Raw genomic sequence first — 17787 nt, forward strand, 5'->3', positions numbered from 1 at the left:
TGGGGCGGCCTGACCGGGGTTGGTCTGTCGGGGGTGACTTCACCCGGGCTGCCCCGATCCGGGCGTGGTTTCGCGGTAGGTCGTCCGTGCGGGGCGGCCCGAGTGCGGTTGGTCCGCTGGGGGTGGCTTCGAGTGGGGCGCCCTGACTTGGGCGTGGTTCGCGGTGGGTCGTCCTTGTGGGGCGGCCTGACCGGGGTTGGTCTGTCGGGGGTGACTTCACCCGGGCTGCCCCGACCCGGGCGTGGTTCGCGGTGGGTCGTTCTCGTGGGGCGGCCTGACCGGGGCTGGTCCGCTGGGGGTGACTTCACCCGGACCGCCCCGACCCGGGCGTGACTCCGCCGCGAGCCGCCCTCGCGGGGGTGGCCCGACCGCAGTCGGCCTGACCGCGGCGGCTTGCCGAGGCGATCGGCCGTGGCAGCCACCCGGCAGATCCACCTGACAGCAGTGACGACTGTGCCGAAGGGCGGGCCCCGGGCCCGCCCTTCGGCGTGCTCCGGGGCCCGCGCCACGATGCGTCACCGGCGTCACCGGCGTCACCGGCGTCACCGGCGTTAGTGGATTGCCTCAGCGGCGGCGCAGGGCCGCCGTCCCCAGCGCGGGCGGTACGTGGCCGACGTCAGCGGGGTTGAGCACGCTGCCCGGCGCCACCAGCGCGTCGATGCGGTCCAGCGCGTCCGTCGACAGCGGCCGGTCCACCGCGCTGAGCTGCGAGACCAGCTGGTCATGGGTGCGCGGGCCCATGAGCGCCGAGGTGACCCCCGGATGGGCCAGCACGAACCTGAGGGCCAGCTCGACCAGCGTGCAGCCCTCGTCCTCGGCGAGCCGCACCAGTTCCTCGACCACCGCCAGCTTCCGCTCCCGGATCCCCGCGTCGGCGTAGTCGAAGTGATCGCCGTTGGTCCGCGCGCGCGAGTCCCCCGACGGCTCGGACCCGGCCCGGTACTTGCCGGTCAGCCAGCCGCCATTGAGCGGGCTCCAGACCATGACACCCATCCGGTGCCGCTGCGCGGTCGGCAGGGCGGCGGCCTCCGCGTGCCGGGCCAGGATCGAGTACGACAACTGCTCCACGGTGAACCGCTCACGGCCGATGCGCCGCGCCGCCCACTGCGCCTCCACGATCTCCTCGGCCGGGAAGCTGGAGGTGCCGATCGCCCGGATCTTGCCCGCCCGCACCAGATCTCCGAGCGCTCCGAGGGTCTCCTCGATGTCGGTGCGGGGATCGGGGCGGTGGACGAGGTACACGTCCAGATAGTCCGTGCCCAGCCGGCGCAGACTGTCCTCCACGGCCCGCGTGATCCACAGCCGTGAGTTGCCCCGCCGGTTGCGGTCCAGCGGCCGGCCCGGCATCTCGTTGTGGAACTTCGACACCAGTACGACGTCGTCGCGCCGTCCCTTCAGCGCCCTGCCGAGGATCTCCTCCGACTCGCCGAAGGCGTACACATCGGCGGTGTCCACGAAGTTGACCCCGGCGTCCAGCGCCGTCGTCACCATGCGGTGGCACTCGGCCTCGTCGGTGTTGCCCCAGGCCCCGAACATCATCGAGCCCAGGCAGAGCTGGCTCACCTCGATGCCTGTCCCACCCAGAATCCGGTAGTGCATGTTCGCCCCAGCCTCTCGCGCCGACACCGCTCACTCTCCAGCGCAGGCTCCCACAGCGGGGTCCCGGAACCGATGTCGCGCGGGGTCAGCGTTCTTCGCGTACGCGTTGTGTCCGCAGCACATCGACCTGCGGGGGTGTGCGTGCGTACGCTCGTGGGGAAAGCCGCACCACTCATGATGGAGGTTCCGTGACCACCGGTCTCACCACGGCCCGCTGGACGCATGTCGCGCTGCCCACCGGCGACCTCGACAAGGCGATCGCGTTCTATACCTCGCTGACGCCGCTGGTCGTGGTCGAGCGGTTCCAGGACGCGGACGGCGAGAGCGTCTGGCTCTCCAACGACCAGCAGGCCGAGACGCCGTTCGTGCTCGTTCTGGTGTCGTTCAACAAGGACAAGGGCGGTCAGCTGGGTCTGCTGCACCCGTTCGCGCACATCGGCGTCGAGGTGCCGACCCGCGAGGACGTGGACGCGCTGGCGGACCGCGCCCGCGAGCTGGGCTGCCTGCACTGGGAGCCCCGCCAGATGCCCGACCCCGTCGGCTACATCTGCGCCCTGAAGGACCCCGACGGCAATGTCGTCGAGATCTCCCACGACCAGCGGGTCTTCGACACGGTCCGGCAGAAGTGGGGCTCGCTCTGAGAGACACCCGCGCGGCCGTCGAGACCTATCTGGCGGCCCTGAACGCGCACGACGCCGACGCCGTGGCGGCCTGCGTCGCCGAGGACTTCGTCAACGAACACACATCGTCGATGGGACAGGACCGCCGGGGCCGCGCCGAGTACCGCGCGGCGCTCACCGGTTTCCTGGCGGACTTCGCCGACCTGCGCTACACGCCCGAACGGGTCCTGGTCGACGGCGAGTCAGCGGCGGTGCCCTATGTCATGACCTTCCGGATGCGCTCGGCGGGCGACCGCCCGGTACGGGTCCGCGGGGTCTTCGTGTTCACCGTCACCGCCGGTCTCATCACCCGCCGCACGGACTACTGGGACAGCGGCGAGGTCCGGCGGCAGCTCGCGTGACGGCGGGCTGCCGCCGCCCCTCCCCTGACACCCGAGGCAGGCCGGGGCCGCTGGACCACCCACCCCGTGGCAGCTGACACGCCGACCCCGCTCACCCCCCTCGACCACTGCGAACAAGCCTTTCCTGCACCCCGTACGCCTACCTGGCGTACGGGGTGCAGGTGTGTCTCCAGACCCCCTTTGCGTATCGCTTGACATGATGCCGTCTCGCATTAAAAGATGCTCAGCATGCGAGTAGTGACGACTGAGGCCGGCCTGGGCCGGATCGAGGACGGGGCCGTAGCCCTTCTGGACACTGCTTTTCCCGACCTCGGCGCGGTCCTCGAACAGGAGGGCTCACTGACGTGCCTGACCTCCTGCGCGGTCCGCCGGCGGATCCCGATCGACGAGGCCGTGCTCAAGGCACCGCTGGGCCGCCCCCGCGCGGTGTGGGGGGTCGGACTCAACTACGTGTCCAAGGCGACCCGGACCGGCCGGGGACTGCCCGAGCACCCGATCCTCTATCTGGCCGCCTCCTACGCGGACCCCGCCCCCGGCGCCCAGGTGGTGATCCCGGGAGCCGTGGCCGAACCCGACTACGAGGGCGAGATCGCGGTCGTCGTCGGTCGCCGCCTGTACCGGGCGGCCGAGTCCGAGGTCTGGCCCGCGACGGCCGCGATCACCGCGGCCAACGACATGACCGCCCGCGATGTCATGCGCACCACAGGCATCCCCGCGCTCGCCAAGAGCTACCCCGGCTTCACCCCGCTCGGCGCGTCGCTCTGCACCCCCGAGGAGCTGCCCGACCGCGACGCGATCCGCGTCCGGACCCGGGTCAACGGCGAACTCCGGCAGGACGACACCAGCGCCGGCATGATCTTCCAGCTCCCCGAACTGCTCAGCAGACTGTCGTGGTTCACCGCTCTCGAACCCGGCGATGTCGTCCTCACCGGAACCCCGGCCGGCACCGGCCAGGACCGCGCGTGCTTCCTCGCCGACGGCGACGAGATACGCGTCGAGGTGGACGGCGTACTGCCCCTTGTCACCCGCATCGCGCGTCCTGCCGGGACCGCACCGCGCGACCACCGGCTGACCGAACCCGTCAGCTGACCGTCCTCACCCAGGAGCCCACATCGATGTCCATCTCCCCCGCTCCGTCCTATGACCTCGTCCTGGCCGGCGGCACTGTCATCGACCCCGCCTCGGGCACCAACGCCCGGCTCGACGTCGCCGTCAACGGTGACCGCATAGCCGCCATCGGCGAGGGCCTGGCGGCGAACGCGGTCCGCACCATCGACACCACCGGCTCCACCGTGCTGCCGGGCCTGGTCGAGGGCCACACGCATATCTTCCAGTACGTCTCCGCCGTCGGAGCCCCCGCCGAGGAGGCGCATCTGCGCCGCGGCGTGGTCGCGGCGGCGGACGCCGGCACGGCCGGCGCCTCCACATTCGCCGCGTTCCGCAAACTGGTCGTCGAGGCCAACCCGCTGCGCATCGTCAACTTCCTGAATGTCTCGGTGCTCGGCCTGATCGATTTCCGGTTCGGCGAACTGCTCAACCCCGACACCCTGGTCCCCGAGGACGCCCTCGCCACCGCCGAGGCCCACCCCGACATCGTGCGCGGCTTCAAGATCCGGCTGTCCGAGGACGTCGTCGGCGAGAACTGGGAGTCACTGCTCAAGAAGTCCGTGGACCTCGCCGAACAGGCCGGTCTCCCGCTGATGCTGCACATCGGCGAGACCTCGGAGCCGCTGCCCGTCGTCCTGGACTACCTGCGCCCCGGCGACATCGTCGCGCACTGCTACACGGGCAAGCCGCACGGCATCCTCGACGGCGACCGGGTGCAGCCCGCCGTCACCGCGGCACGCGAGCGCGGGGTGCTGTTCGACTCCGCGCACGGCAAGAGCAACCTCAGCTTCGAGGTGGCCCGCCGGGCCATCGCCGACGGCTTCCTGCCCGACATCCTCAGCTCCGACACCAGTGCCCGCAACTGGCGCGGCCCGGTGTTCGACCTGCTCACCAGCATCTCCAAGCTGGTCGCGCTGGGCGCGGACCTGGAGGAGTGCGTACGGCGGGCGACGGTCGCCCCGGCCCGGCTGCTCGGGCTCGACACCGAGGGCTACGGACGCCTTGAGGTGGGCGGCCGGGCCGACATCACGGTCGTCACCGAGACCGACGAGGTCGTCCTGCCCGACGCCGCCGGCAACTCGATCGTCGCGCCCCGCCTGGAGCCGACCGTGGTGCTGCACGCCGGCGCCGAGGTCGACATCGTGCCGTGGCGCGGCCTGAAGCCGGCCTGACGGATCCACCCATGGCCCCATGATCCGCACCTGGCCTGACGGGTCCGTACATCCCGCAGGCCACGGATCCAGAGGCCACGGATCCCCCAGGCCACGGATCCCCAGGCCATGGATCCCGCAGGCCGCGGATCCCCAGGCCGCACATCCCGCAGATCCGTACATCCTCGTATCCGTACATCCCTGAGAGGTCCGATGACCGCCGGTGACGTCCATCCCCTGCGGCGCCGACTGCGCGCGGCCCTGAGCGATCCGGGCCCCGCCGTCGGTACGTTCGTCAAGCTCGCGTCGCCCGACGTGGTGGAACTGGCCCAGGCGGCCGGGTGCGCCTTCGTGGTCGTCGACCTCGAACACTCCACCCTGACCGAGCAGGACGCCGTCGGCCTGGTGCGGCACGCGGCCGTGTGCGGGCTGCCCGCGCTGGTCCGCGTACCGGAGGTGGACGCCGCCGCCGTCAACCGGCTGCTGGAGGCCGGGGCGGCGGGCATCCAGCTGTCCATGCTCACCCGGGTCGCCCAGACCGACGCGCTGGTGGCGGCCACCCGGTTCGCGCCGGCCGGCCGCCGGTCGGTGAGTCTGGCCAACCGGGCCGCCCGGTTCGGCGCGGTCCCGCTCACCGGTTTCCTGAGCGCCGAACTGGCCGACCCGCCCGTGCTGGTCGGCCAGATCGAGACGGCACGCACGGACCCGCTGCCCGCCCTGCTCGCCCCGCTCGACGTGTGCTTCGTCGGCAGCACCGACCTCGCCGTCGACCTGGGCCTGCCCGCCGACCCGGCGGTACTGCGCGCGGCGGTGGACCGGGTGGCCGGCGCCGCCCGCCGCGCCGCCGTGGCGTTCGGCGGCTGGGCACCGCACCGGGGCGTCGCCGGTGAGCTGGGCCTGGGCGCCGCCGACTATCTGGTCGTCGGCTCGGACCTTCAGTTGTTGGCGGCCGGCCTGCGCGCGGTCGCCGGAGAGGAGAACCAGTGAGCACCCGCAACGCCGCGCTGTTCCACACCGTCGTCAACTGGGACGAACTGCCCGTGACCCAGGTGCGCCCCGGAGTGCGCCGACGCGTCTACGCCACGGACGAGGTGATGATCTGTCACCACGAGCTGGAGGTCGGCATGACCCTCAACCCGCACCGGCACGAGGACTTCGACCAGCTGGTCCACATCGCCGAGGGACGGGCCAACTACTACGTCGACGGCGTGGCGCACGACATGCGCGCCGGATCGTTCCTGCTGGTTCCCCGCGGCAGTGAGCACTACGTGGAGCCGACCGAGGCCCCCTGTGTGAACATCGACTTCTTCGTGCCGCCGCGGGCCGACCTGCTGCCCTGAGGCACGGGACGCGAGCCCGACCCGCGCATCACGAAAGATGGCCCACCGCCTGCGCGGTGGGCCATCCCTCGTTTGCTCTGACGATCAGCTGACGGCCGGATCAGCCGCCGTTGCCGTTGGGGGTGTCCTCGGTGGTGCCCAGCCGCTGCGACAACGCGCGCGATGTCTCCAGCAGTTGCTGGGCCATCGCCGAGCCGACGTCGTCCGAGACGGTCGCCGTCGTACCGACGATCGCGAGCGTCCCGCTGATCTTGTCCCCCTCGAAGATCGGCGCCGCGATGGTGCGGACCCCGTTGACGGTGGGGGAGTTGACCGACAGACCGTACTTCCGGATCGCCTCCAGCTCCTCGATGAGTTCGGGCGACCTACGGGCCGTGCGCGGCAGCGACGGCACCTGCTCCGGGGCCAGGAACGCGAGGAAGACGCGGCCCTGTGCCGAGGTCGTCAGATGCAGACGCGAGCCGACCCGGACACTGATGCGCACCATGTGGGCGGTGTTGTCCACCGAGCGCACCACGGTCGCCGACTCACCGTCCCAGACCGACAGCACGATCGTCTCGTCGATGCGCCGGACCAGCTCCTCCATGTACGGCTCGGCCGCGGCGACGATCGGCAGGCCGGCCCGCGCCGCCGCCGCGAGCGTGAGCACCTGCGGGCCCAGCGAGTACAGCGAGGTGCGCTCGTCGTACCGCAGCAGGTTGGCCGCCCGCAGCGCCTTGGTGTAGCGGTGCGCGGTCGCCTTGCTGGCCCCGAGACGCGCGGTGATCTCGTTGAGGCTCATGTGCGGTTTGCCGACCGTGAACGAACCGAGGATCAGCGCCGCACGCTGCACCGTCTGGATGGTCGGCGCGGTCCTGTCCGGGCCGTCCTGTTCCCCGGTGCCGCGCTGCGCCTTCGTGGGCATGATCTATCGCTCCCAACCGTATGTGACCGGTCATATGGCATTAAATGAAATGCCGTATCGAATTAGAGTAGTGGCGAGGGGGAGTGTAACGGCGCGTGCAAAGATGCGTGGCCGTTGTCACCGAAGGGCCGGGGCGCCGGCCCTTCGCGGCTGCCTCAGGCATCGGAGGAGTGCCCCGGTGTGATCGAGCGGGCCGGGTCCAGCAGGGCGGCGATGTGATTGACGGCCAGGGCCGCCTCGCCGAAGCCGATCGAGATGAGACTGACCTTGCCGTCGTGGTCGGAGATGTCACCGGCCGCGAACACCCGCTCCCGGTTGGTACGCATGGTGCGGTCGACGAGGATGTGCCGGCGGCGCAGGTCCAGTCCCCACCGCTCGATCGGGCCGAGGTCCGCGATGAAGCCGAGCGCCGCCACCACCGCCTGGGCGGGCAGGTGGGTCCGGTCGCCGTCGGCGTGCGTGACCACGACCTCCGTCACGGACTCGGCGCCGTGGATCTTCTCGACCTCACAGGGGGTGAGCACCCGCACGGAGGACGCGTGCACCTGTTCCACGGACCGTTCATGGGCCCGGAACCGGGTCCGCCGGTGCACCAGGGTGACGGAGGAGGCGATCGGCTCCAGTGACAGCGCCCAGTCCAGCGCCGAGTCACCGCCGCCGACCACCACGACGTCCTGTCCGGCCAGTTCGTCCAGCCGGGGCACGAAGTAGCGCAGCCCGCGGCCCAGATACTCCGAGCCGACCGGCAGTTCGCGCGGGACGAAGTTGCCGATCCCGCCGCAGACGAGGACCGCGCCCGCGGTGATCCGGGCGCCGGCGTCCGTGGTGGCCACGACGCCCCCGTCCGTGTCGGCCAGCTCGGTGACCCCGTGCCCGAGCAGATAGGTGGGATTCCAGCGCCCCGCCTGCTCGGTCAGCCGGTCCACCAGGTCCTGGCCGCGCACGGCCGGGAACCCGGCCACGTCGTAGATCAGTTTCTCCGGGTACAGCGCGGCGATCTGGCCGCCCGCCTCGGGCAGCGCGTCGGCGATCGCGACACTCATGCCGCGAAAGCCCGCGTAGTAGGCGCCGTACAGCCCGGTCGGACCGGCGCCGATGACCAGCAGATCGACGGACACCTCGGTGCCGGGGGGCGTGGGACCGGCGGCGTGACCGGTCGTGGGACCGTCGGCGGGACCGGTCGTGGAGCCGTCGGCGGGGCTGGTCACGCGCCCACCTCCGGGTGGTCGTGGCCGGCCTTGCCGACCTTGCGCGCCCCGCCGGGCGATCCCAGCGGTTCGATGCCGAGGGTGAAGAATTCGGCGTTGATGCGCTCGAACCGCTTGCTGGCGTCCGGAAGATCCTCGTGATGGAAGATCGAGATCTGGGGGCAGACCGGTTCGCAGCGTCCGCACTCGACGCATTCGTCCGGCTGGATGTAGAGCATCCGGTCGCCCTCGTAGATGCAGTCGGCCGGGCATTCCTCCATGCACGACTTGTCCATGACGTCGACGCAGGCATCAGTGATGACGTATGGCACGAGCTTGAGCCCTTCACACGGTCGCACAGAATGCGAGACGGTGTATTTCAATGTGGAATTGGATGATGGCTGCACAGGAAGGGGGTGTCAACCGTGTGACCGATGCTTGACACCGTCTGGTCCGCTGGGAGACGCTACTGCGACATACGAGACGGCGTCTCACGGGACGCTGCTCGGGTCGGGACTTGTGAGAGGCAAACTCCCCATGGGAAGCAACCCCCGGACCGTCCCAGCACCGATGGTCGTCGAGGACTGGGACCGGCTCACCTTCCGGGTCAACCGCGAGGCCTACCGCAGCGCGGAGGTCTTCGCCCGGGAACGCGGCTGGGTGTGGCAGCACACCTGGCTCTATCTAGGGCACGAGACCGAGATCCCCCAGCCCAATGACTTCAAGGTCCGCACGCTCGGCGGCCGGCCGCTGATCTTCTGCCGGGACAGCGCAGGCGAACTGCACGCCTTCCTGAACTCCTGTCCGCACCGCGGCACCGTGCTGTGCCGTGAGAACGAAGGGTCGACCAGGCTCTTCCAGTGCTTCTACCACGCCTGGACCTTCCGCAACAACGGTGAGGTCGCCGCCATCCCGGACGCCGACGCCTACGAGTCGACCGACGCGTTCCGTGAGTCGATGTCCCTGCGCACGGTGCCACGGCTGGAGACCCACGAGGGATTCGTCTTCGTCTCCTTCGACCCGGACGTCCCGCCGCTGCTCGACCACCTCGGCGACGCGGCCGACTACATGACCATGATCCAGCAGCAGCACACCGGCGGTATGACCACCCTGCCCGGCACCCAGCTCTACAGCGTGCGCGGCAACTGGAAACTCGCCGTCGAGAACGCCATGGACGGATACCACTTCGCGCCCACCCACAACACCTTCGTGGGCTACCTGCGTGAGAGCGGCTACGCCGTCACCGACGACAACCAGTACGCCTACAACCTCGGCAACGGCCACGGGCTGCTGGTCCTGACCGGCCACGGCGGACGCATCAGCATGATCTGGGAGCCGCGCTTCGGCGAGGACGAGCGGATCCGCACCGAGCGCCACCGCGCCGAGATGACCGAGCGGCTGGGCGAGCGGCGGGCCCACCACGTGGCCGACGAGAGCCACATCCTGTTCGTCTTCCCGAACCTCCTGCTGTTCGACATCGAGGGCCTTTCGATCCGGCAACTGGAACCGGTGGCCCCCGACCAGACCGATGTGCGCGCCTGGCAGCTGGTCCCCCGCGAGGAGGACGCGGAAACCCGCGCGCTGCGCATGAAGACGGTCGTCAGCTTCGTCGGCCCCGGCGGCCTCGCCACCCCCGACGACATCGAGGCGTACGAGGCGGTCCAGCGCGGCATCCAGGCCACCGCCGGCACGACCCCGCCCGAGCTGGACTACAGCGACATGTCCCGCGGCATGGCCGACGAGGTCAAGGGCGTCCAGGGCAGGTCGACCGACGAGGGCGCCATGCGCGGCTTCTGGCGGCACTGGGTGGACACCGTCGGCATCGAGGGCGGCCTCGACGTCAGCGGCGAGCGCCCGGCGTCCTTCCTGAGCGGGAGGGACGTACGATGACCGCCACCGTCAACCGGGGCTCCGTGCACTGCGCGGGGCGCACCATCGGCCGGCCGGAGGTGGAGGACTTCCTCTACGACGAGGCCGACATCCTCGACCACTGGAACTACGACGCCTGGCTCGCCCTGTTCGAGCCCGGCGCCCGCTACGAGATCCCCACCACCGACCACCGCCCCGGCTGGTCGCCGCACGAGACCGGATCGTTCGTCGACGACGACTGGGACCTGCTGCTCGCCCGCGTCAAGCGTCTGAAGTCCCGCAAGGCCCACGCCGAGAACCCGCACTCGCGCACCCACCGGCTGGTGTCCAACGTCCGGCTCTTCCCGGTCGACGAGGACTCCTTCCGGGCCACCGCGTCCTTCGTGGTGCACCGCGCCCGCGACGGACACTTCGACGCCTACGTCGGCTGGTACGAGCATGTGCTGGTGCCCTCCGAGGACGGATTCCGGTTCCGGCTGCGCCGCTCGGTCCTCGGCCATGAGTCGCTCGCCGCCGGTGCCCGGCTCAGCTTCATCCTCTGACCGGCACGGAAGGCGACCCCATGATCAGGCACACCCTTTCCTTCCGTTTCGCCGACGGAACCGACCCGGCCACGCGGGAGTCCGTGCTGGCGGAGCTGCGCAGCTTCCCCAGCCGGTATCCGGCCATGCGCGGCTTCGTCCTCGGCGAGAACATCAGCACCCGCGACCGGACCTTCACCCACACGATGGCCGTCGACTTCGACACGCGGGACGACCTGCTCGCCTACCTCGGCAGCGACTCCCACGAACATTTCGTGCACACCCGCTGGCGGCCGGTCATCGGCCAACAGGCCATCACCTCGTTCGAGTACACCGAGCGCCCGTCGCTCGCCGCAGGAAGGACAGCGCCGGTGAGCACACGCCCGCACGGCCCGTACGGCATGGAGTACGCCCGCATCGAGGTCCCCGACATGCAGGCCACGATCGACTTCCTCGAATACCACGTCGGGCTCCAGCTGGAGCAGCGCACGGACGACTACGCCTATCTGCGCGCCGACATCGAGCACCACGCCATCGAGCTGATCAACGCCCCCGGGCGCACCGACGGCTGGACCACCGCGGTGGGCTACAGCGTCGAGAGCCCCGAGGTTCTCGAACAGCTCCGCAAGAGCGTCGCCGACGCGGGCCTGGACATCCTGGAACTCCAGGAGCGCCAGCAGGCCCTGTGCGACGACGGCTTCGCGGTGAAGGACCCGAACGGCCTGATCATCGAGCTGTTCACCGAGTTCCAGGAGTACGCCGAGCCGCCGCACATCGAGATCCGGCCGCTCGACCTGGTGCATCCCTTCATCGCCACCGACAAGTTCGAGGAGACCAGGGACTTCTACCAGAACGTCCTGCGCTTTCTGCCCTCGGACCATGTCGTCGGCTCGACCACCTTCTACCGCTGCGAGGACCGCTACCACCACAGCCTCGCCATCCAGAAGAACACCGAGCACTACGTCGCGCACCTGTGCTTCGCGATGAAGAGCCTCGACCATGTCATGCGGATGCGCGCCCGCGCCCTGTACAAGGGCGCCCCGATCGCCTCCGACATCGTCAACCACTCGGCGTCGACCTCGATCGCGTTCTACATGCACGACACCCGCTTCGGCCCCCGGTACGAGCTGTGCGACGCGCACCGGGTCTTCACCCCGGAGGAGCACGAGACGCACCGGCCCCGCAGGATGCCGGCCGACCCGCGCAACATCGACGTGTGGCGCCCGGCCGCCGACGACTGGGGACGTTTTTGAGGCAGCACCTGCTCGACACCCTGCATCTGCTCGACACGGTGCCCGCGCCACGCGGGGGCGAGCGGATGGCGGCCCACCGGTTGCGCGCCTGGTGCGCCGACCGGTGGCCGCACATCGACTGGCAGGTGCTGGAGCACGGCCCCGAGGGCGGCAGCCTCATCGCCGACCACGGGGCCGGACCCCTGCTCTACTCCCACCTCGACACCTCACTGGACCACGACGGCACCGCGAACTCCCTGGTCACGGGCAGTTCCGCGCCGGTCGCCCCACTCGATGTGGAGGACGACACGGTGTCCGGCTTCGGCCTCGGGGTGGCACGAGGCCCGGCCGCCGCCGCGCTGGTCGCCTTCGCCGGGGCGGGCACCGGACGGCTGCTGCTGGCCGGCTCCGGCACCCATCGACGCGGCGGCCGGATCACCGGCCTGGAGGCGTACGCGGAGGCATTCCCGCTGCCCGGGTCGGCGATCGTGGCCAAGTGCGGCCCGCCCACCCTGCTGTGGCACGAGCCGGGCGCGCTCTATCTGACCGTCCGGCTGACCGGCCGCTCCGGTGCCGCGATGGCGCCCGATTCGGCCACCCCGCCCGGCGGAGTCATCGCCTCGTCCGGCGTGGTCCTGGACGAGCTGGCCCGCTGGCGCACCGCCTACCTGGCCGCCGACCCCCGGACCGGACAGACCGGCCGGGCCTGCGGCATCGGCGCGATCAGCGGCGGCTGGCCCGACAAGCCCGACCTGCTCCCGGCCCGGCTGCGCATCGATCTGTACGTCGTCGCCGGTGACCCGGTGGACCCCACGGCACTGGCGGCCGGGCTGGCCGACCGGCTGCGCGCGCGTGCCGCCGGGTCGGAGCTGCGGGACTGCACGGTCGACGTGACGGCCGAGCCGGTCGCGGCTGCCGCGGCGACACCGGCCGACGCCCCGGTGGTGAAGGCGGCCCGGACGGCCTGGCACGACGAGTTCGGCGCACAGCCGCCGCCGATCACCGGCTGGACCGGATCGACCGACGGCGTCGTCCTGCGCGCCCGTGGCGTCGACACCGTACGCCTCGGCCCCCAGGCCGGACCCGCCACCGGCGATCCCCGCCGCGACGCGCTGTCCGTGGCACAGCTGACCGCGTATGCGCGGATCTACCGCAGGCTGCTGACCGAGCTGTCGGCGTAGTCCGCCGAGACGAGCCGAGCCGAGAGGGACGTCCCTGAGGGGGCGTCCCTCTCGGCGTGCTCCCCGGCCGGTCCCCCGGCACACCTCGGCCACGACAGCCGACGGACGACCGCCGCAGCCGGATGGAGCCCTGGCTGCGGCGGTCGGGGGTTGCGGTGGTACCGGGGGCCGCCACGGCCGTACCGGAAGTACTACGGCGGTCCCGGAAGTACTACGGCGGTCCCGGAGGAGCTACGGCGGTCCCGGAGAAGCTACGACGTCACGCGCCCCAGTCGTCATTGACGGTGACGGCGTCGGCGATCCGGAACCGGCCGCCGGGCACCGGGGGAGTGGCGGGCTCACCCATGACGACGACATGCTTGCCGAACTTGGGGGCCAGCGGCCGGCCGACGTCCCGCTTGAGCCACAGCCGCAGCAGATGCCGGCGGCGCTCCGGCTCCGGGTGGTCGACGTAGCTGGTGCGTGAGTGCAGGGCGGCGTAGTTGAGCAGCCACTGCACATCCCCCGGCTGGAAGTCCATGTCGATCGGCAGCCCCGCTTCCTGCGAGATCTCGTCGAAGAGGGCGATCGCCTCGGCCTGGTCGGCCGTCAGCGGGGGCACACCCGGATACTCCTGGGCACTGAAGATCATCGAGTTACCGGCGTAGGTGCTGAAGACACCGTCGACGTAGCTGATGATCGGCGAGGTGTACGTCATCTCCGGGGAGTCGGGGTCCTGGCGCCGCCAGTCCCAGTGGTAGGTGTCGAAGAGGCGCGGGGCGAGATCCGGGCGGCGGCGCAGCATCTCGTTGTAGATCGTGGTGCCGCTGACCAGGCTGGACGCCCCGCCCTCCTTGGCGCCGCGCAGGCACATCAGGGCGACGACGTCGGAGCTGTCCGAGTGGAACGGCAGCCGGTCCCGTATCCGGGAGGGCAGCGCGCCGTCGTCGGCCATCGTCTTGTTGGACGTGGCGATCACATGGTCGAGCAGATCGCCGCGCTGGTTCTGCCCGATCGGCCGGCCGAGGTGCAGGCCCATGACGAAGAAGATGGCCGCGGCCACGGCGGGGCCGTACTCGTCGGTGCGCAGGCCGCGCACCAGGATGAATCCCCGGCCCGCGTCCATCTGGCGGGCGCACTCGTCGTTGAGGGCACGGGCGGCGTCGAGCGGGTAATCGGCTGCGGTGACGGTGCGCAGGTCGGGGTCGTCGGCGACGAAGCGCCGGCCCAGGTCCTCCAGTTCGACGCGCTCCGCGTCACTGAGGACGTAGATCCAGTCGGTCGACCTCGCCAGGTCGTCGCCACGCCAGGCGGACGGCCCGGGGATCTGCTCAAGGGGGGCGGTGGTGGTCACGGTGATGCACTCCTCGCGAAAAGGGAATGGAACGGCCTGCCGGCGGCAACACGGCGGACGGCGAAGGCTTCGGTGCGGCGGTGTGCGTCGCGCGGGGCGACGCGGGCGCTCAGACGGGTGTCTTCAGAAGGGTGTCTGAGGGACGCCGACAGCCGTGCCGGGGCGCAGCCCTTCCCGGGGCGGGGAGTAGCGGAGCGGTTCGTCGTAGGTCCGGCGGCCGGCGCACGAAACGAGCAAGGCGCCGATCAGGGCGACTGGCCTCATGCGGGTCCCGTCCTTTCAAGAAGTTGCTCCACGATAGGAGCCGGGTGAACCACCCGTCAATGGGCGAGACAGCATCTTGTAATGCAGTACGTATGCGCGTCAGAGGCGCGCTCGCGGTACCGGCCGTCCAGGTGGCCCGCACGGGATCGCCGCGCCGGGACTCCAGAACCTGGCCGCCTCCGCTGTACAAGATGTATACGCCTTCGGTGATTGCGCTGGGCAGATTGAGCACGATGCCCAGCAGATGTCGTCACTCTTGCACAGGGCCCGGTCAGCGGCTGTGCTGGGGGCAGAACGGGCCGTGATGCGGACGTGCCGCACCCTCCCGTAGCGGTCACAGCAGCCACAGAAGGGGTGACACATGAGCATCGACCAGATCCTCACCAGCCAGGAGCGCCTGGCGGAGCTGGACCTTCCCCAGCTCAAGCAGCTCGTCGGACTGGTGGAGTACGACGCGCAGAGCGACCCCTTCCCGGTGACCGGCTGGGACGCCGTGGTGTGGACGGTCGGCAACGCCACCCAGACCGCGCACTTCTTCCAGTCGGCGTTCGGCATGGAGATGATCGCCTACTCCGGCCCGGAGACCGGAAACCGTGACCACAAGGCGTACGTGCTGCGCAGCGGGGCCATCCGGTTCGTCTTCAAGGGCGCGGTGGACCCGAAGAGCCCGCTGGCGGACGCCCACCGCAGGCATGGCGACGGGGTCATCGACATCGCCCTGGAGGTGCCCGACGTGGACCGGTGTGTCACCCACGCCCGCGCCCAGGGCGCCACCGTCCTGGAGGAGCCGTACGACATCACCGACGAGCACGGCACGGTCCGGGTCGCCTCCCTCGCGGCCTACGGCGAGACCCGGCACACCCTGATCGACCGCTCCCGCTACGACGGCCCCTACCTGCCTGGCTATGTGGTGCGCACCTCGTCCTTCGTCAAGCGCGAGGGCAGTCCGCGACGCATCTTCCAGGCGCTCGACCATGTGGTGGGCAATGTCGAGCTGGGCAAGATGGACGAGTGGGTCGACTTCTACAACCGGGTCATGAACTTCACCAACATGGCGGAGTTCATCGGCGACGACATCGCCACCGAGTACTCGGCGCTGATGTCCAAGGTCGTCGCCAACGGCAACCACCGGGTCAAGTTCCCGCTGAACGAGCCGGCGCTGGGCAAGAAGAAGTCCCAGATCGACGAGTTCCTTGAGTACTACCAGGGCCCCGGCGCCCAGCACCTGGCACTGGCCACCAATGACATCATCGCCTCCGTCGACGCGCTGCACGCCGAGGGCATCGAGTTCCTGGCCACCCCCGACTCGTACTACGAGGACCCGAAGCTGCGCGCCCGGATCGGTGAAGTGCGGGTCCCCGTCGAGGAGTTGCAGAAGCGCGGCATCCTCGTCGACCGGGACGAGGACGGCTATCTGCTCCAGATCTTCACCAAGCCGCTCGGCGACCGCCCGACCGTGTTCTTCGAGCTGATCGAGCGTCATGGCTCGCTCGGTTTCGGCAAGGGCAACTTCCAGGCCCTGTTCGAGGCGATCGAGCGCGAGCAGGCGCGGCGCGGCAACTTCTGACCGGCGGGCGCCGGGCGCCACCCCGGCACCCACGCCGGCCGGCCCCGGCGCCACTTTCTCCCTCCCTCTCTCCCTCGACCTGGAAAGTCACCCACCATGACGTGGCTGGACCTGCCCGCCGACGATTTGTTCGGCATCGACAATCTGCCCTACGGGGTGTTCTCGCCGCCCGGCCGTCACCCCCGCGTCGGGGTGCGGGTGGGGGAGCGGGTGCTGGACCTGGCCGACGTACTGGCCGACCCGGTCTTCGCGGAGCCCACGCTGAACGCGTTCCTGGCACAGGGGCGGGGTGCCTGGTCGGCGGCGCGGGAGCGGATCCGCGGGGTGCTCACCGGTGAACGGCACCGCGCGGGAGCCGAAGGCGCCCTGTACCGGCTGGACGAGGTCGCGTTGCGGCTGCCGTTCGAGGTCGGCGACTACGTCGACTTCTACGCCAGTGAGCACCACGCGAGCAATCTGGGCCGGCTCTTCCGCCCGGGCAGCGACCCGCTGCCGGCCAACTGGAAGCATCTGCCGATCGGTTACCACGGCAGGTCCGGCACGGTGGTCGTCTCCGGTACGCCGGTCACCCGGCCCTGCGGCCAGCGCAGGCCCCCCGAGAGCGCGGGCCCCGTCTTCGGCCCGTCCCAGCGCCTGGACATCGAGGCCGAGGTCGGTTTCGTCCTCGGCACGGGCTCACCGATCGGCAGCCGTATCGGCGTGGGTGACTTCCGGGACCATGTCTTCGGTGTCTGCCTGGTCAACGACTGGTCGGCGCGCGACCTCCAGGCATGGGAGTACGTCCCGCTCGGACCGTTCCTCGGCAAGTCGTTCGCCACGTCCGTCTCGCCGTGGATCGTCCCGCTGGACGCGCTGGAGGCCGCCTGGACCGGGCTGCCGGTCCGTGACCCCGAGCCGCTGCCGTATCTCGCGGACGCCGGGAAGGACGGGCTGGACCTGGCGCTGTCGGTCCGGCTCAACGGCCAGGAGATCTCCACGCCGCCGTTCGCCGCGATGTACTGGTCCGGCGCCCAGATGCTCGCCCACATGACCGTCAACGGGGCCGCCACCCGCCCCGGCGACCTCTACGCCTCCGGCACGGTCAGCGGCCCGGCGGCGAGCGAGGCGGGCTCCCTCATCGAACTGACCCACGGCGGCACCCGCCCCCTGACCCTGCCGGACGGCTCGGTACGCGGCTTCCTGGAGGACGGCGACGAGATCACCATCTCCGGCACGGCACCGGGCCGATCGGGCGCCCGCATCGGCCTCGGCGAGGTGACGGGCCGCATCGACCCGGCACGTCCGCCGACGGGGTGAGGGCCCGCGTCTCTCTGCAGGGACCGACACCTCGGCACACGAGCCTGCGTCCACCCCTGGACCGGCCTGGCCCTGATGCTGCCGGATGGTTGGGTGCGTAGTTTCGCGGGGCGCCGGTGTCGAGGCGACCATCTCGCGTGGGGCGCGTGACCCCTCGGGCGGCTTGGGCGGGGTGAGGGGCGGTATCGAGTCGGTGCGTTTGGCGGCTGGGTGAG

Annotated in this window: 18 protein-coding genes; 12 read left to right on the forward strand and 6 right to left on the reverse strand. The window is 70.7% G+C overall.

Annotated elements, in window-relative coordinates; genetic code table 11:
• Positions 1-564: 564 nt before the first annotated feature.
• On the reverse strand, positions 565-1599 hold the full coding sequence (locus ACFRFC_RS24005; RefSeq protein ID WP_382692400.1) for an aldo/keto reductase: 1035 nt from the start codon (positions 1597-1599) through the stop codon (positions 565-567).
• Between the two features lie 188 nt (positions 1600-1787).
• Between ACFRFC_RS24005 and ACFRFC_RS24010 the strand changes: the two genes are divergently transcribed.
• From ACFRFC_RS24010 to ACFRFC_RS24035, 6 genes are all read left to right on the forward strand, one after another.
• On the forward strand, positions 1788-2240 hold the full coding sequence (locus tag ACFRFC_RS24010) for a VOC family protein (protein WP_382692399.1): 453 nt from the start codon (positions 1788-1790) through the stop codon (positions 2238-2240).
• Entirely contained in the window at positions 2225-2620 is a 396-nt protein-coding gene (locus ACFRFC_RS24015; RefSeq protein WP_382692398.1) for a nuclear transport factor 2 family protein, read from the forward strand. Before ACFRFC_RS24010 ends, ACFRFC_RS24015 begins: the two co-directional genes overlap by 16 nt.
• A gap of 237 nt (positions 2621-2857) precedes the next feature.
• Complete coding sequence (locus ACFRFC_RS24020) at positions 2858-3709, forward strand: fumarylacetoacetate hydrolase family protein (RefSeq protein ID WP_382692397.1); 852 nt, start codon at positions 2858-2860, stop codon at positions 3707-3709.
• A gap of 26 nt (positions 3710-3735) precedes the next feature.
• Positions 3736-4899: an amidohydrolase family protein gene (locus ACFRFC_RS24025; RefSeq protein WP_382692396.1), complete on the forward strand. Its 1164-nt coding sequence runs from the start codon at positions 3736-3738 to the stop codon at positions 4897-4899.
• Positions 4900-5091: 192 nt separating this feature from the next.
• A complete protein-coding gene (locus ACFRFC_RS24030) occupies positions 5092-5865 on the forward strand; it encodes an aldolase/citrate lyase family protein (protein ID WP_382692395.1) in 774 nt (257 codons plus the stop codon).
• A complete protein-coding gene (locus ACFRFC_RS24035) occupies positions 5862-6218 on the forward strand; it encodes a cupin domain-containing protein (RefSeq protein WP_382692394.1) in 357 nt (118 codons plus the stop codon). Before ACFRFC_RS24030 ends, ACFRFC_RS24035 begins: the two co-directional genes overlap by 4 nt.
• Positions 6219-6318: 100 nt before the next feature.
• On the opposite strand, the gene ACFRFC_RS24040 is transcribed toward ACFRFC_RS24035, so the two are convergent.
• From ACFRFC_RS24040 to fdxA, 3 genes are all read right to left on the reverse strand, one after another.
• Positions 6319-7122, reverse strand: coding sequence for an IclR family transcriptional regulator (locus tag ACFRFC_RS24040; RefSeq protein WP_382692393.1), 804 nt, complete (start codon positions 7120-7122; stop codon positions 6319-6321).
• Positions 7123-7277: 155 nt separating this feature from the next.
• Positions 7278-8330 (reverse strand): NAD(P)/FAD-dependent oxidoreductase, encoded by a 1053-nt coding sequence (locus ACFRFC_RS24045; RefSeq protein WP_382692392.1) that lies wholly within the window; start codon positions 8328-8330, stop codon positions 7278-7280.
• A complete protein-coding gene (gene fdxA / locus ACFRFC_RS24050; protein WP_382692391.1) occupies positions 8327-8641 on the reverse strand; it encodes a ferredoxin in 315 nt (104 codons plus the stop codon). Before fdxA ends, ACFRFC_RS24045 begins: the two co-directional genes overlap by 4 nt.
• 205 nt (positions 8642-8846) lie before the next feature.
• Here fdxA and ACFRFC_RS24055 point away from each other — a divergent pair, with 205 nt between their 5' ends.
• From ACFRFC_RS24055 to ACFRFC_RS24070, 4 genes are read left to right on the forward strand one after another with little or no spacing between them, the layout of a single operon-like run.
• Positions 8847-10199 (forward strand): SRPBCC family protein, encoded by a 1353-nt coding sequence (locus ACFRFC_RS24055; protein WP_382692390.1) that lies wholly within the window; start codon positions 8847-8849, stop codon positions 10197-10199.
• Positions 10196-10720, forward strand: coding sequence for an aromatic-ring-hydroxylating dioxygenase subunit beta (locus tag ACFRFC_RS24060; RefSeq protein ID WP_382692389.1), 525 nt, complete (start codon positions 10196-10198; stop codon positions 10718-10720). Before ACFRFC_RS24055 ends, ACFRFC_RS24060 begins: the two co-directional genes overlap by 4 nt.
• Positions 10721-10740: 20 nt before the next feature.
• Positions 10741-11952 carry a Dabb family protein gene (locus ACFRFC_RS24065; protein ID WP_382692388.1) on the forward strand — a complete coding sequence of 404 codons (1212 nt, stop codon included), beginning with the start codon at positions 10741-10743 and terminating at the stop codon, positions 11950-11952.
• Positions 11949-13112, forward strand: a complete 1164-nt coding sequence (locus ACFRFC_RS24070) for a hypothetical protein (protein ID WP_382692387.1) — start codon at positions 11949-11951, stop codon at positions 13110-13112. Before ACFRFC_RS24065 ends, ACFRFC_RS24070 begins: the two co-directional genes overlap by 4 nt.
• Positions 13113-13371: 259 nt before the next feature.
• On the opposite strand, the gene ACFRFC_RS24075 is transcribed toward ACFRFC_RS24070, so the two are convergent.
• Both ACFRFC_RS24075 and ACFRFC_RS24080 read right to left on the reverse strand, forming a co-directional pair.
• The gene (locus ACFRFC_RS24075) at positions 13372-14445 is read right to left on the reverse strand and encodes a TauD/TfdA family dioxygenase (protein WP_382692386.1); all 1074 of its coding nucleotides are present in this window, start codon (positions 14443-14445) and stop codon (positions 13372-13374) included.
• A 123-nt stretch (positions 14446-14568) separates the two neighbouring features.
• Positions 14569-14709, reverse strand: coding sequence for a hypothetical protein (locus ACFRFC_RS24080; RefSeq protein ID WP_382692385.1), 141 nt, complete (start codon positions 14707-14709; stop codon positions 14569-14571).
• A 361-nt stretch (positions 14710-15070) separates the two neighbouring features.
• Between ACFRFC_RS24080 and hppD the strand changes: the two genes are divergently transcribed.
• The gene (hppD, locus tag ACFRFC_RS24085) at positions 15071-16276 is read left to right on the forward strand and encodes a 4-hydroxyphenylpyruvate dioxygenase (RefSeq protein WP_382692384.1); all 1206 of its coding nucleotides are present in this window, start codon (positions 15071-15073) and stop codon (positions 16274-16276) included.
• A gap of 96 nt (positions 16277-16372) precedes the next feature.
• On the forward strand, positions 16373-17572 hold the full coding sequence (fahA, locus tag ACFRFC_RS24090) for a fumarylacetoacetase (protein ID WP_382692383.1): 1200 nt from the start codon (positions 16373-16375) through the stop codon (positions 17570-17572).
• Positions 17573-17787: the final 215 nt, after the last annotated feature.

Origin of the sequence: Streptomyces sp. NPDC056734 (genome assembly GCF_042790455.1) — a bacterium.
In the GTDB taxonomy this organism is placed as follows: Bacteria; Actinomycetota; Actinomycetes; order Streptomycetales; family Streptomycetaceae; genus Streptomyces.